Source organism: Amycolatopsis sp. NPDC059027 (assembly GCF_042739735.1).
Taxonomy (GTDB): domain Bacteria; phylum Actinomycetota; class Actinomycetes; order Mycobacteriales; family Pseudonocardiaceae; genus Amycolatopsis.
Genome location: NZ_JBHYIK010000018.1, coordinates 12,942 through 25,479, shown reverse-complemented (window position 1 = coordinate 25,479; position 12,538 = coordinate 12,942). Strand labels below are relative to the sequence as shown.

At 67.2% G+C, this 12,538-nt stretch carries 15 protein-coding genes; 12 read left to right on the top strand and 3 right to left on the bottom strand.

What is annotated here, in order from left to right:
• The first annotated feature begins 50 nt into the window (after positions 1–50).
• The 8 genes from ACFWY9_RS14740 to ACFWY9_RS14705 all read left to right on the top strand — a co-directional run bounded on the left by ACFWY9_RS14740 (position 51) and on the right by ACFWY9_RS14705 (position 4,938).
• On the top strand, positions 51–251 hold the full coding sequence (locus ACFWY9_RS14740; protein ID WP_378330969.1) for a hypothetical protein: 201 nt from the start codon (positions 51–53) through the stop codon (positions 249–251).
• Entirely contained in the window at positions 251–763 is a 513-nt protein-coding gene (locus ACFWY9_RS14735) for a DUF6879 family protein (RefSeq protein ID WP_378330968.1), read from the top strand. Before ACFWY9_RS14740 ends, ACFWY9_RS14735 begins: the two co-directional genes overlap by 1 nt.
• Positions 732–1,586 carry a helix-turn-helix domain-containing protein gene (locus ACFWY9_RS14730; RefSeq protein WP_378330992.1) on the top strand — a complete coding sequence of 285 codons (855 nt, stop codon included), beginning with the start codon at positions 732–734 and terminating at the stop codon, positions 1,584–1,586. The genes ACFWY9_RS14735 and ACFWY9_RS14730 overlap by 32 nt, the downstream gene beginning before the upstream one ends.
• A 23-nt stretch (positions 1,587–1,609) precedes the next feature.
• The gene (locus ACFWY9_RS14725; RefSeq protein WP_378330967.1) at positions 1,610–2,122 is read left to right on the top strand and encodes a DUF6879 family protein; all 513 of its coding nucleotides are present in this window, start codon (positions 1,610–1,612) and stop codon (positions 2,120–2,122) included.
• A gap of 65 nt (positions 2,123–2,187) precedes the next feature.
• A complete protein-coding gene (locus tag ACFWY9_RS14720) occupies positions 2,188–2,475 on the top strand; it encodes a hypothetical protein (protein WP_378330966.1) in 288 nt (95 codons plus the stop codon).
• Between the two features lie 194 nt (positions 2,476–2,669).
• Entirely contained in the window at positions 2,670–3,062 is a 393-nt protein-coding gene (paaI, locus tag ACFWY9_RS14715) for a hydroxyphenylacetyl-CoA thioesterase PaaI (protein WP_378330991.1), read from the top strand.
• A complete protein-coding gene (gene paaK / locus ACFWY9_RS14710; protein ID WP_378330965.1) occupies positions 3,062–4,351 on the top strand; it encodes a phenylacetate--CoA ligase PaaK in 1,290 nt (429 codons plus the stop codon). Before paaI ends, paaK begins: the two co-directional genes overlap by 1 nt.
• Entirely contained in the window at positions 4,348–4,938 is a 591-nt protein-coding gene (locus tag ACFWY9_RS14705; protein WP_378330964.1) for a TetR/AcrR family transcriptional regulator, read from the top strand. Before paaK ends, ACFWY9_RS14705 begins: the two co-directional genes overlap by 4 nt.
• 2 nt (positions 4,939–4,940) lie before the next feature.
• Here ACFWY9_RS14705 and ACFWY9_RS14700 read toward each other — a convergent pair whose 3' ends face one another.
• The gene (locus ACFWY9_RS14700) at positions 4,941–5,234 is read right to left on the bottom strand and encodes a hypothetical protein (RefSeq protein WP_378330963.1); all 294 of its coding nucleotides are present in this window, start codon (positions 5,232–5,234) and stop codon (positions 4,941–4,943) included.
• A 199-nt stretch (positions 5,235–5,433) separates the two neighbouring features.
• Here ACFWY9_RS14700 and ACFWY9_RS14695 point away from each other — a divergent pair, with 199 nt between their 5' ends.
• The gene (locus ACFWY9_RS14695; RefSeq protein ID WP_378330962.1) at positions 5,434–6,102 is read left to right on the top strand and encodes a TetR/AcrR family transcriptional regulator; all 669 of its coding nucleotides are present in this window, start codon (positions 5,434–5,436) and stop codon (positions 6,100–6,102) included.
• Here ACFWY9_RS14695 and ACFWY9_RS14690 read toward each other — a convergent pair.
• A complete protein-coding gene (locus tag ACFWY9_RS14690; protein ID WP_378330961.1) occupies positions 5,999–7,084 on the bottom strand; it encodes an AraC family transcriptional regulator in 1,086 nt (361 codons plus the stop codon). The genes ACFWY9_RS14695 and ACFWY9_RS14690 overlap by 104 nt on opposite strands.
• Positions 7,085–7,169: 85 nt before the next feature.
• On the opposite strand from ACFWY9_RS14690, the gene ACFWY9_RS14685 reads away from it, so the two are divergent.
• A complete protein-coding gene (locus ACFWY9_RS14685; protein ID WP_378330960.1) occupies positions 7,170–8,282 on the top strand; it encodes a winged helix DNA-binding domain-containing protein in 1,113 nt (370 codons plus the stop codon).
• Positions 8,283–8,307: 25 nt separating this feature from the next.
• Here ACFWY9_RS14685 and ACFWY9_RS14680 read toward each other — a convergent pair whose 3' ends face one another.
• Positions 8,308–9,069 (bottom strand): hypothetical protein, encoded by a 762-nt coding sequence (locus ACFWY9_RS14680; protein ID WP_378330959.1) that lies wholly within the window; start codon positions 9,067–9,069, stop codon positions 8,308–8,310.
• 195 nt (positions 9,070–9,264) lie between these two features.
• Between ACFWY9_RS14680 and ACFWY9_RS14675 the strand changes: the two genes are divergently transcribed.
• A complete protein-coding gene (locus tag ACFWY9_RS14675) occupies positions 9,265–10,755 on the top strand; it encodes a flavin-containing monooxygenase (RefSeq protein WP_378330958.1) in 1,491 nt (496 codons plus the stop codon).
• Positions 10,752–12,449, top strand: a complete 1,698-nt coding sequence (locus ACFWY9_RS14670; protein WP_378330957.1) for a GMC oxidoreductase — start codon at positions 10,752–10,754, stop codon at positions 12,447–12,449. The genes ACFWY9_RS14675 and ACFWY9_RS14670 overlap by 4 nt, the downstream gene beginning before the upstream one ends.
• The last annotated feature ends 89 nt before the right edge of the window (positions 12,450–12,538 follow it).

The window sequence follows — 12,538 nt, the reverse complement described above, 5'->3', positions numbered from 1 at the left end:
ACGGGTGACGACTGCTTGCTCTGGGTGTCCGACTCCGCCACGCTGTGCACATGAAACTTCGGAAGCTCACCGAGGGCTGCAACCTCGATCAGTGTCCTGCCGTCTACCTGTCCGATAGTGGCACGGTCGTCTTCCAGGGCGATCTCGTGACCGACGCCTCCGGATTGCGGCTCGGCACCGGAGAACAAGCCGTGGAACTGCCGCTGGGCGTCGTACTGCAGGCGATCCCCGAGTTGCCCAAGGGGGTGTGATGTCGCTGTCGAACGAAGAGGTGTCCGCGCTCTTTCGCGAGTTCAAGCGATCAGCGTTCCGTCTGGAGACGTTGCAGACCTACACCATCCCGAGCGAGCAAGCGTCTTTCCAGCGATTTCTGGCCGGGAAACCGCAACTGGAAGGTTACGGCAAAGCGTGGCATGAACTCATTCAAAATCATGTCGAAGCCGGAAGGAGCGTGCAGCGCGCCAAAATAGTTCGACGGCCGTTGACCGACTACAGTCGCTACTTGCTCTCGTGGGGCGTTCCCGCCAACATCAACGCTGGTGAGGACTATCAGATCCTCGACCTCACCGACCGCACCGTCGACCTGCCGGAACAGGACTTCTGGCTGTTCGACGACGAGACGGTACTGCTGCTCAACTTCAACCCGGATGGCACCTTGCGAGACCGCGCGCTTGCCGACGCTGCCGACTTGGACCAGTATCGGCGCTGGCGCGACCTGGCGCTGTCCGAAGCTGTGCCCTGGAGCGAGTATCGACCTGAATGATCCCAACACCGGCAGCGATCTAGGAGAAATACTCCGGCAGCTCCGTAAAGCGGCCAGCCTCTCAGGGGAGCGGCTGGCCCTTCGGTGCGCCATGTCGCAGTCCACGATCAGCCGAGTCGAACGTGGCAAGCTCCTGCCCAGCGTCACCGACGTGGAGCGAATACTCACAGCGCTGGAAGTACCACGCGAAGCTGCCGACAAGATTATCGCGTTGGCCCGGCGGGCCAATGTCGAGCATGTCTCCGTCCGAGCACTGGCAGAAAAAGGTCTGTGGCGGAATCAGCTCGAACTCAAGGCGCTGACCGAAAATTCCAGCGTGGTGCGGTCGTTCCTGCCAGTTATGCCAAGCGGCCTGCTGCAAGTCCCTGACTACGCACGCGCCGTACTGTCACCAACGATACCGAACTCGGTAGCACGAGATGTGGAGAAGGCCGTCGCCGCCCGCCTTGATTGGCAAAACGTGCTCGACAGGCCGACACACAAGTTCTTCTTCCTCATGACGGAACAAGCGGTGAGGTTGCGCAGAGCAGATCGAGACGTCATGGCCCGGCAGTGTGCACACATGGCCGAAGTTTCCGAACGCCAGAACATCGAGATCGCGGTAGTTCCCTTGACCACGCGGGTACCGGATGCACCCATGAACACCTTCCTCGTCCTTGATGATCGGATGGTGATCGTCGAACTCTTCTCCGGCAGAGTCGTTCTTCGTGACTACCGAGATGTCCGGTATCACCTCGAGCACTTCGACCTCTTCTACAGTCATGCGCTGACGGGCGATCGGGCGCGGGCGTTTCTGCTCTCCGCGCGCGATGAGTTCCTGTGAGCCCGTACACGGAGGAATTCGCGATGCCCCTAACCGACGACGAGGTCGACGCCCTGTTCGACGGCTACAAGCACTCGGCGTTCCGCCTGGAGACGTTGCAGGTCTACCGCACTCCCGGATTCGAGGACTCGACACGGCAGTTCCTGTCAGGCGAGCCGATGCCGGAGGGATTCAACGCCGACTGGCACGAGACGGTTCGGGGCTACGTCGCCGCTGGGAAGACCATGCAACGGGCCAAGGTGGTACGACGACCGCTTTCCGACTACACCCGCTGCCTGCTCTCCTGGGGTGTTCCCGGAAACATCGCGGCGGGCGAGGACTACCACATCCTTGATCTCACCGACCGTGCATTTGACCTGCCGGACCACGACTTCTGGCTCTTCGACGACGAAACAGTGCTACTGCTCGACTTCAACGCGGACAGCACGCTCAAGGACTGGGAACTGGCCGATCCCCGCGATCTGGACCGGTACCGGCGGTGGCGCGACCTTGCGCTCGCCGAGGCCGTCCCCTGGAGTGAATATCGGCTGCCCTAACCGGTTTATGTGAGACCCTGACCAAAACTCGCCGCCGCGCGCAGCCGTTTCCTACCGTCATCGGCATGGGCGAGAAATGCGAGTGCGGCGCTCGGCAACGGGGGCCGAAGAAGCAGTGGAGCCCGTTCGCCGACGGCTCGTTCCGGCTCTCGGCTGACGACACCGTCTGGATCCTCCGGCCGACACCGCGGAGCAAGTATCCGTGGCTGCTCAGCGGCGGCGACGGGATCACGCAGGAGGTCACCGCGCGGGACGCCGCGGAAGCCCAGTCGCGGGCCGAGTTCTGGCTCGACATCAGCAGGCTGTTCCCCCGGCCCCTCAGCGCGACGCCGACCACGAACGTGGGTACCTGAGCGGACGACACGCGTACCCGGACGGACGACACGCGTACGCGGGTGGACGACACGACCGGCCCGGCACGCGGGGCGTCCGACCTTGACACCGGGCCCCGGCTCTGCCTTTACTGATCGGCACCATGGGTGACCGTCCATTCGGTCGGGAATTCTCGAACGGAGGGACCGAGGTGTCAGCGAACGCCGCACACGCCATGTTCGAGGCCGACGAGGCCTCCCGCGCGCTCGGCATCGAGCTGATCGAAGCCGGGGACGGGCACGCCGTAGCGAGCATGAAGATCACCGCGTCGATGGTCAACGGGCACGACATCGCGCACGGCGGCTACGTCTTCCTGCTGGCCGACACCACGTTCGCCCTCGCGTGCAACAGCCACGGCCCGGTCACCGTCGCGGCGGGCGCCGACATCACCTTCGTCGCCGCCGGACGGCTGGGCGATCACCTCGTCGCCACCGCGACCGAGCGCACCCGCTACGGCCGCAACGGTATCTACGACGTCACCGTGCACCGGGAGACCCCCGGCGGGCCGGAGACGGTCGCCGAGTTCCGCGGCCGCAGCCGCACCATCGAAAAGTCCCGGGACGCGTGATGACCGACCTCGACGCCGCCGAGCGGCTGTCCGCCGACGAACTGGCCGCACTCCAGCTGGATCGTCTACAGTGGACACTCCGGCATGCCTACGCCAACGTGCCGTGCTACACGAAGAAGTTCGACGAGGCCGGGGTGCATCCCGACGACTGCCGCGAACTGGCCGACCTGGCGAAGTTCCCCTTCACCACCAAGGAAGACCTGCGGCAGAACTACCCGTTCGGGATGTTCGCCGTGCCGCGGTCCGAGGTCCGGCGCGTCCACGCCTCCAGCGGCACTACCGGGAAACCGACCGTGGTCGGCTACACCGAGGACGACCTCGACACCTGGGCGACCGTGGTGGCGCGCTCGATCCGCGCCGCCGGCGGGCGTCCCGGCGACAAGGTGCACGTCGCCTACGGATACGGCCTGTTCACCGGCGGGCTCGGCGCGCACTACGGCGCCGAAAAGCTCGGCTGCACGGTGATTCCGGCGTCCGGCGGGATGACGGCGCGCCAGGTCCAGCTGATCACCGACTTCGAGCCGGAGATCATCATGGTCACCCCGTCGTACCTGCTGACACTGCTGGACGAGTTCGAGCGCCAGGGCGTCGACCCGAAGAGCAGTTCGCTGCGCGTCGGGATCTTCGGCGCCGAGCCGTGGACCGAGCAGATGCGCGCGGAAATCGAGGAACGGTTCGCGATCGACGCCGTCGACATCTACGGGCTGTCGGAGGTGATGGGCCCCGGTGTCGCACAGGAGTGCGTGGAAACCAAGGACGGCCTGCACATCTGGGAGGACCACTTCTACCCCGAGGTGATCGACCCGTTCACCGAGGAGGTGCTGCCCGGCGGCTCCGAGGGCGAACTGCTGTTCACCTCGCTCACCAAGCAGGCCATGCCGATCATCCGCTACCGCACGCGCGATCTGACCCGGCTGCTGCCGGGCACCGCGCGGCCCGCGTTCCGGCGGATGGCGAAGGTGACCGGCCGCAGTGACGATCTGATCATCCTGCGTGGCGTCAACGTGTTCCCGACCCAGATCGAGGAGATCGTGCTGCGGACCGGCGGGCTCAGCCCGCACTTCCAGCTGGTCCGTTCGACGCGCGGCCGGCTGGACCACCTTACCGTGCGGGTCGAGGCGCGGCACGACGCGTCGCCGGAACTGCGCGCACGCGCGACGGTCGAACTCGGTGCGGGGATCAAGGACGGCGTCGGGATCAGCGTCGAAGTGAACGTCGTGGACCCGGACACGCTGGAACGGTCGCTGGGCAAGATGCGCCGTGTCATCGACGAGCGGGACAAGCCGTGACGGCGCCCGCGCGGCGCGGCAGGCCGGGCTACGACCTCGAATCGCTGTTGCAGGTGGCGGTCAAGCTGTTCAACGAGCGCGGCTACGACGGCACCAGCATGGAGGACCTCTCCCGCAAGCTCGGCATCACGAAATCCGCCATCTACCACCATGTTTCGAGCAAGGAGGAGCTGCTGCGGCTCGCGGTGGACCGCGCGCTGAACGGGCTGTTCGCGGTCGCGGCCGAGCTGGACACGATGGACGGACGGGCCATCGACCGGCTGGAGTACCTCGTGCGCGGCAGCGTCGCGGTGCTGGCCGAGCAACTGCCGTTCGTGACGCTCCTGCTGCGCGTGCGCGGCAACACGAAGGCCGAGCGGGCGGCACTCGCCCGGCGGCGCGAGTTCGACCGGCTGGTGACCGAACTGGTGAAGGAAGCCGAGGCCGAGGGCGACGTGCGGCCGGACATCGATCCCGCGGTCACCGCGCGGCTGTTGTACGGCATGGTGAACTCGCTGATCGAGTGGTACAAGCCGCGCCGCGGCGGAAGCGCGGACGAACTGGCCGACGCGGTGTGCAAGATCGCCTTCCACGGTCTGCGGACCTGAGCTCACTCCCCCGCAGCCTTCGGCGGACGTCCCGCCTGCCACAGCAGCGCCTCGCGGAGCTGTTCGATCAGGTACTCGTCGTCGTCTTCGGAGGGGTCGGCACCGATCGGGATCCAGCGTTCGGACACCTTGCTGCCCGCTTCGTAACTGGTGATGACGATTCCGGCGTAGGACACGGAAAGGTCCTCGCGCGATTCATCGTCGGCACTGTCGCCGAAGCAGACCTGCCGATGCTGCAGACGAACGCTCACCCAGCGTCCGGACGACGAGGCTGGACCGCCTGCCGCGCTGCTCATGGGCTCCTACCCAAGACAACCACCCCCAGCTTCCCGCCTTCTCGTCGCGCCGCGGGGCAAGGAAGTTACCCACGGGTTGTTCCGGTTGGATAACGTCACGGCCGGTTATGGAACACTCGGCGGCGATTGTTTCCGGAGGCTCTTGACAACGGGTCAACAACTTGTTGACACGGCACCGGCGGCGGGTGAGGCTGGGAGGATGACCACCGGCACGAAGGCGCCGTCCGGCGCCAGGAGACGACGGCTGGAGCCCGCCGAACGCCGGGCCGAGATCCTGGCCGTCGCGCGGCGGCTGTTCGGCGCGGGCAGCTACGATTCGGTGTCCACTTCGGACATCGCGGAGGCGGCGGGCGTGGCCAGGCCGCTGATCAACCACTACTTCGGCGGCAAGCGCGAGCTGTACCTGGAAGTCGTGCGGCAGATGATGATCGTGCCCGCGCCGGTCGCCGAGGCCCTGCCGGACGCCTCGATGGAGGAGCGGCTCGCGATCGGCGTCGATCGCTGGATCGACGTGATCGAGCGCAATCGCGACGCCTGGCTCACCGTGATCGCTGCCGGGCGCGACGCCGAGATCGAGCAGATCATCCTGGAGGGCGACGAGATCGCCGCCGACCGGGTGCTCGAAGCCGCGCTGATGTCCGACGTCACCGAAGGCCGCGAGCAGCTGCGCGCGATGATCCGGTCCTGCGGCGAAATGCTGCGGGCGGCCTCGCGGGAATGGCTCGTGCGGGGCACGCTCGACCGGGCGACGCTGCGCACGTTCGTCACCGAGACGATCCTGAGCCTGCTGAAGGTGACCTACCCAGCGGTCCTCGCGGCGCGTTCCGGCGCGCGTACGCCGCCGGGGTCATCCCCGTCCAGCGCTTGAACGCGTAGATGAAACTGGACGCCTCGGCGTACCCGAGGCGCAACGCGACGTCCTCCACCGACAGCGCGCCGGTGTCGAGCATCTCCTCGGCCAGCGTCTGCCGGACCTCGTCGACGAGCACGCGGTAGCCGGTGCCCGCCTCGGCGAGCCGCCGGCGCAGCGTCCGGGGACTGACCGTGAGCTGGCGGGCGATCTCGTCCATGCCCGCGTCGACACCGCCGAGCCGCACCAGCCGTTCGCGGACCAGCTGGGAAATCCCGGAGCGATGGCGTTTCCTGGCCACCAGCGCCTCGCACTGCGCGGCACACAACGCGACCGTCTGCTCGTTGGCCTGCGGTAGCGGGTACGTCAGGTAGCGCGCGTCGAGCACAGCTCGGTGCGTTTCACGGGAGAAGCTCGGCCGGACACCGAAAGTGTCCACATAGGAATCCACAGTGGATGACCCGGAATGGCGGCACTCCAGCGCTTTCAACGTGATCTCGGGCAGAAGGTCCCGCATCACCGTGTGGATCGCGCCGTGGTCGCGCAGCACGAGGAAGCGAGCGACGTCGGCGGGGACGCGGGAATCGTCCATGGTGAGGCTGATCTCGCCGGCGCCGACGCTGACGTGCGGGATGCAGAACGTGAAGCTGAGGTCGAGGAACCGCAGGGCGAACAACACCGCGTCCCGCAGCGTCGGACTGCTGATACAGGCGAAGCCGAAGATGCCGAACGTGGTGACGCGGTAGCGGCGGGCGAGTTCGAGCGCGAGGTCGTCGGCGTCGCCGAGTTCGCCGATCAGCGCGCGGACGACCGCCAGCTCCTGACGCGCGTCGATCTGGAGACCGTGGTCGGTCAGCTGGGCCGGGTCCAGCGACGTGCCGGCCAGCAGCCGGGCGGGCGGAACGCCGTGGTCCTCGGCGAACCGGGTCATCAGCAGGATGCTCGCGGTGCCGCGCGGGAAGTCCCAGTCCGCCACGGCCGGGGCCGCCAGCTCTGCCATGGCCGGAATTATGGATCAGACCGCGGCACGACGCCATCCCGATCTAGGACCCGAGTTGTCCGGTATCGCGGTTAGGGTGGCGCTCATGCTGGGGAAGACACTGAGCCACCGGGCCCTCAACCGCGCGACGCTGGAACGGCAGCTGCTGCTGCGCCGGGCGAAGATGTCCGCGCTGGAGGCCGTCGAGCATCTCGCCGGGTTGCAGGCGCAGGCACCGTCGCCGCCGTACTACGCGCTGTGGGCGCGGCTGCACGGCTTCCGGCAGGAGGAGCTTTCCGGCCTGCTGACCTCGCGGGAGGTGGTCCGGATGGTGCTGATGCGCGGCACGGTGCACCTGGTCACGGCCGCGGACGCGCTCGCGTGGCGACCGCTGGTGCAGGTGATCATGGACCGGGATCTGCTCTCGAACACCCAGCACGCCAGGGGTATCGCGGAGCTCGACCACGCCGAGGTCGCGGCCTTCGCCAGGAAGCTGCTCGCCGCGCGGCCGCATTCGAGCGCCGAACTCGGTGCCGCACTCGAAGAACGCTGGCCCGGCGTTCCGACGTCGTCGCTCACCCACATCGCGCGCGGCCTGCTGCCGCTGGTGCAGATCCCGCCGCGCGGCCTGTGGGGCAAATCCGGGCAGCCGACGTACCAGACCGCCGACGACTGGCTGGGCGCGCCGCTCGACGCGCGGCCGTCCGCTGCGCGACTGGTCGAGCGCTACCTGGCGGCGTTCGGCCCGGCGACGGTCGCGGACGCGCAGACGTGGGCGGGCGTCACCCGGCTCGGCGAGGTCGTCGACGACATGCGTTCGCGGCTGCGGGTGTTCCGCGATCCGGACGGCCGCGAGCTGTTCGACCTGCCCGACGCACCGCTGCCGCCCGACGACACGCCCGCTCCGCCACGTCTCCTGGGCCCGTTCGACCAGACCCTGCTTTCGTACGCGGCACGGACGCGGATGATCAGCGACGAGTACCGGAAACGCGTCATCACGCAGAACGGCCTGGTCAAGGGCACCGTGCTGACCGGTGGGTACGTCCGCGGCTTCTGGGAGATCAAGACCGCGCGGCGCGTCGCGGCGCTGACCGTGACGCCGTTCGAACGGCTGCCGAAGCGGGACGCCTCTGCGTTGGAGAGCGCGGCCGCCCGGCTGCTGCGCTGGGCCGAACCGAATGCGGAATCCCACGAGATCCGCTTCGACCCCGTGTCCTGAGAATGGATAGTAGGACGGGAGGTTGTCAGGCGGACTCCTCAGGATCATTCTTCTGCTCATCCACACGTCTCATCTGGCGCAGTTCACCGCCGTAATCCTTCGGCACCTTGCGGCGGGCGGCGTAGACCAGCCGGGCGACCAAGCGGGACCGAGGCGTGTGCCAGTGATCGGCTCCTCGATTCGGGTCGGACAGCAAATCCACGTAGAAGTTTCGGCGACGATAAGGCCGCACCCCCTTGCCGCTGGTGGTGTTGAAATACCAGCGGCGACCGGAATTGTCTTCGAACACGACACGAACCACGTCCACACGCCACCGATTTATATCGAACGTGTGTGAGTATCCACCCCAGTCATTACTCCGTGGCACGATCGCGAGGAGCTCCAGAAGCAGGTCGTTGCGCAAGACGGGAGTTCCCGCCAGCTTCACAGCTTCGCCAAGGCCGGGTTCTATGATGCCGACGTTCTTGAACACCCAGATCGAGGACCGGTAGTTCCATGACCTCGCCACCGGCACCATCGATTCAAGGTTCCACCGTTCGACCGTCGCGGCTATGACATACCGGAGCTCGACGATCTGGATGGGCAGTCCGCTGTCGTTCTTGACCAAGAACATCGGTGTGGTATTACCCCCCAGGGGATCGAGGCCGAAATCGTCAGCCCACAAGCCGACTTTCTCGACCTGCCGCCGCTGTCGTTCCCGGCGATCACGAACGAACACGATGTATCCGAGCAGAAACGATCCGGCGGATACCCAAGCTGGCACTGTTCCCCAGTCCACCATCGCCACAGGTGACCCTAGCATTTCCGATAACTACAGAAAGTGACTAAAAGTAAGCCAAGAGTACTCGCGCACCTCGTGCGCCACTTCGCCGCACACGCATCTGGCCGACGCGCCGGGGTACCGCAAAGCTGGCCGGAAATCTCGATCGGGTGACCGGTCGTGTCCTACCGGACCAGGCGTGAGCTGGGTAGCTTCCCTGGAATGAGCAGTGCGGCGGAGTCGAAGAGGACGACGGCGGCGGGACCGTCGGTGGTGATCGTGGGCACCGGGTTCGGCGGGGTCGGGACGGCGGTCGAGCTCAAGCGCGCGGGGTTCGGCAACTTCACGGTGCTCGAGAGCGCGAGTGAGCCCGGCGGTGTCTGGCGGGAGAACACCTACCCTGGCGCGGCCTGCGACATCCCGTCGCCGCTGTACTCCTTCTCCTACGAGCCCAACCCGCACTGGCCACAGCGTTACTCGCAGCAGCCCGACATCCACGCGTACCTCAAGCGCGTCATCGCCAAGTACGGGCTCGGACCGCATATCCGGTACGGCACCGAGGTCACCGGCGCGGCGTTCGACGAGGCGCGGGGCAAGTGGCGCGTCGAAACGAGCGGCGGCGAGACGTATGAGGCCGACGTGTTCGTGCCCGCCGTCGGGCAGCTTTCCCGGCCCGCGTGGCCGGACATCCCGGGGCGCGACACGTTCGAGGGCACGAGTTTCCACTCCGCGCAGTGGGACCACGACTGCGATCTGCGCGGCAAGCGCGTGCTCGTGATCGGGACCGGCGCGAGCGCGATCCAGTTCGTGCCCACGGTGCAACGCCAGGCGGGCAGGCTCACGATCTTCCAGCGGACGCCGCCGTACATCATGGCCAAGCACGACACGACCTACCGCCGCTGGCAGAAGTGGCTTTTCGAGCACGTGCCACCCACGCAGCTGTTCGGCAGGCTGCGCATCTTCCTGCTCGCCGAGTACGCGACCTACGGGATGACACGGCATCCCGTGCTGGCCAAGATCTTCGAGCTGCGCACGGCCCAGCTGCGCCGCCGCTACATCAAGGATCCCTTGCTGCGCAAGAAGATCACCCCTTCCTATCCCCTGGGTTGCAAACGGATTCTCTTCACCAACGACTACCTCCCGACTCTCGCACAGCCGAACGTAACAGTCAGCACCGACAAAATCGCCGAGGTCACCCCGCGCGGGGTGCGGACCGCGGACGGCGTCGAGCACGAGGCGGACGTTCTCATCTACGGAACCGGGTTCGCGGCGACCGATTTCCTGGGCAGGCTCAAGGTGCTCGGGCTCGGCGGCCGGTCGTTGCAGGACGAGTGGGCCGGTGGGGCGCGCGCGTATCTGGGCATGACGGTGCCCGGGTTCCCGAACCTCTTCTGCGTCTACGGACCGAACACCAACCTCGGCGCGGGTTCCATCATCTACATGATCGAGCGGCAGGCCCGGTACATCCGCCAGGCCGTCGAGCACCTCGCCCGGCCCGATATGTCCTATGTGGACGTCCGGCCCGAGGTCGAGGAGCAGTACGACAAGGAAGTCCAGCGGCGGCTCGGGCACAGCGTCTGGTCGGACTGCACGAGCTGGTACCGCCAGGCCGACGGGCGGGTCACGACGAACTGGCCCGGCCTGGTCACCGAGTACGACCGCCGCACCCGCCGCTTCGACGCGGCCGACTACCGGATGGTGAGCTCCCGATGAACGCCTTCGATTACGACGTCCTGGTCATCGGCTCGGGGTTCGGCGGCAGCGTCACCGCGTTGCGGCTGACCGAGAAGGGCTACCGCGTCGGCGTGCTGGAGACCGGCCGCCGGTTCGCCGACCACGAGTTCGCGAAGACCTCGTGGCGGGTCCGGAAGTACTTGTGGGCGCCCAGATTCGGCTGTTTCGGCATCCAGCGGCTGACGTTGCTCAAGAACACGTTCGTGATGAGCGGCTCCGGCGTCGGCGGCGGTTCGCTCGTCTATGCCAACACGCTCTACGAGCCGCCCGACGCCTTCTACCGCGACCCGCAGTGGGCGCACATCACCGACTGGAAGTCCGAGCTGGCGCCGTACTACGACCAGGCCAAGCGCATGCTCGGCGTCGTCGAGAACCCCGCGACGACCCCGGCCGACCGGGTGCTGCGCGAGGTCGCGGACGACATGGGCATCGGCCACACCTACCATCGCACGCCAGTCGGCGTGTATTTCGGCGAGGCGGGCACGAAACCCGGTGAGGTGCCCGATCCGTTCTTCGGCGGCGCCGGGCCCTCGCGGCACACCTGCACGCTGTGCGGCGAATGCATGACCGGCTGCCGCGTCGGGGCGAAGAACACGACCGTCAAGAACTACCTCTACCTGGCCGAACGCGCCGGGGCCAAGGTGCATCCGCTGACCACGGCGATATCCGCGCGGCCGATCGACGGCGGGTACGCGGTCGACACCGAACGCACCGGCCGGTGGGTCCGCAAGCAGCAGCGGACGTTCACCGCCGAGCAGGTCGTATTCGCGGCCGCTTCCCTTGGTACACAACGGCTTCTGCATCGACTGCGGGACACCGGAGTGCTGCCGAAGGTGTCGGAGCGTTTGGGTTTGCTGGCGCGCACGAACTCCGAGGCCGTGCTGGCGGCGAAGTCGCTTCGCAAGGACAACGACTTCACCCGTGGCGTCGCGATCACGTCGTCGATCCATCCGGACGCGGTGACCCACGTCGAGCCGGTGCGCTACGGCAAGGGCAGCAACTTCATGAGCCTGCTGACCACCGTGCTCGTCGACGCCGAGACCGGCAAACGGCGCTGGGTGCTCGGCCTGCGTCAGCTCCGGAAACAATGGCGGGACGTCGTCCGGCTGCACAACCCGCGGCACTGGTCGGAGCGGACGGTCGGGCTGCTGGTGATGCAGACGCTGAACAACTCCGTGACCACGTATACGAAACGGGGCCTGTTCGGCCGCCACATGAGCACGAAACAGGGCGAGGGCGAGCCGAACCCGGAGTGGATCCCGGCCGGGCACGAGATCGCGCGACGGGTCGCGGAGAAGATCGACGGCCTGCCGCAGGGCGCGTGGACGGAGCTGGCGAACATCCCGGTCACCGGGCATTTCATCGGCGGCTGCGCGATCGGCGACTCGGCCGGCAGCGGTGTCGTCGATCCGTACCAGCGGCTGTTCGGGCATCCGGGGCTGCACATCGCGGACGGTTCGGCGATCTCGGCGAACCTCGGCGTGAACCCGTCGCTGACGATCACGGCGCAGGCCGAGCGCGCGATGTCCTTGTGGCCCAACAAAGGCGAGCCCGACCCACGCCCACCGCTCGGCTCCGCCTACCGGCGGCTCACCCCGATCGCCCCGAAGAACCCCGTCGTCCCGCACGACGCCCCCGGTGCCCTCCGTCTGCCCGTCACCCCCGCTTCCTGACCTGCCGTTAAGGCCACCCAAACGGCGGGCGACGCCCCGAAGGTGGCCCGAAAGGCGATTGACCCGGCGGGGGGCCGGCGGGGTTGGGG

Bases quoted from the DNA above. Each gene is read 5' to 3' on its own strand.
- ACFWY9_RS14740 (WP_378330969.1), top strand. From the start codon at position 51: ATGAAACTTCGGAAGCTCACCGAGGGCTGCAACCTCGATCAGTGTCCT.
- ACFWY9_RS14735 (WP_378330968.1), top strand. From the start codon at position 251: ATGTCGCTGTCGAACGAAGAGGTGTCCGCGCTCTTTCGCGAGTTCAAG.
- ACFWY9_RS14725 (WP_378330967.1), top strand. From the start codon at position 1,610: ATGCCCCTAACCGACGACGAGGTCGACGCCCTGTTCGACGGCTACAAG.
- ACFWY9_RS14720 (WP_378330966.1), top strand. From the start codon at position 2,188: ATGGGCGAGAAATGCGAGTGCGGCGCTCGGCAACGGGGGCCGAAGAAG.
- paaI (WP_378330991.1), top strand. From the start codon at position 2,670: ATGTTCGAGGCCGACGAGGCCTCCCGCGCGCTCGGCATCGAGCTGATC.
- paaK (WP_378330965.1), top strand. From the start codon at position 3,062: ATGACCGACCTCGACGCCGCCGAGCGGCTGTCCGCCGACGAACTGGCC.
- ACFWY9_RS14700 (WP_378330963.1), bottom strand. From the start codon at position 5,234: ATGAGCAGCGCGGCAGGCGGTCCAGCCTCGTCGTCCGGACGCTGGGTG.
- ACFWY9_RS14695 (WP_378330962.1), top strand. From the start codon at position 5,434: ATGACCACCGGCACGAAGGCGCCGTCCGGCGCCAGGAGACGACGGCTG.
- ACFWY9_RS14690 (WP_378330961.1), bottom strand. From the start codon at position 7,084: ATGGCAGAGCTGGCGGCCCCGGCCGTGGCGGACTGGGACTTCCCGCGC.
- ACFWY9_RS14685 (WP_378330960.1), top strand. From the start codon at position 7,170: ATGCTGGGGAAGACACTGAGCCACCGGGCCCTCAACCGCGCGACGCTG.
- ACFWY9_RS14675 (WP_378330958.1), top strand. From the start codon at position 9,265: ATGAGCAGTGCGGCGGAGTCGAAGAGGACGACGGCGGCGGGACCGTCG.
- ACFWY9_RS14670 (WP_378330957.1), top strand. From the start codon at position 10,752: ATGAACGCCTTCGATTACGACGTCCTGGTCATCGGCTCGGGGTTCGGC.